Genomic DNA, 509 nt, shown 5'->3' with positions numbered 1-509 from the left:
GGCTTGCCGCGCCATTCAATGATTTGATTCAGGCTGCGTATTACGCGCTCTGCTGGCAAAGAGAAGTCGACTTCAATGCCCAATCCTTCCCGATTAAAATCATCAATCACATTAAATAAGCGAATGCTGCGGCCATCGGCTAATTGATCGTGCATAAAATCCATCGACCATGTTCATTTTTTGCCGCTGGCACTGCTAATGGCGCTGGCGTTTCGCGTTCTAAGCGCTTTTTAGGCTTAATCCGCAGATTTAATTCTAAATCGCAGTAAATCCTGTAGACCAGTTTATGATTCCAGTGCTTTTTCCTGACGTTGCGCAAATGCAAAAAGCAGAGGCCAAAGCCCCAGTTGCGATGCGTTTCCGTAAGCTGGACCAACGATTCCGCAATTTGGGCATTTTCGGCATCCAATTTACAAATATAGCGATAGCAAGTTGTGCTAATCGCAAAGCTGGCGCAAGCCGCACGAATAGAAACTGCCTTGGTTTCAACGGCCCAGTGAGCCATCTCG

1 pseudogene is annotated in these 509 nt (G+C 47.2%); it reads right to left on the bottom strand.

The annotated features are described in order from the left end of the window. Positions 1–509, bottom strand: a pseudogene (locus CSQ88_RS22650) (DDE-type integrase/transposase/recombinase); the annotation flags it as partial.

Source organism: Iodobacter sp. BJB302 (assembly GCF_002735645.1).
Lineage (GTDB): Bacteria > Pseudomonadota > Gammaproteobacteria > Burkholderiales > Chitinibacteraceae > Iodobacter.
Note: the sequence above shows the minus strand (reverse complement) of the source record. Positions and strands in the feature narration are given on the sequence as shown.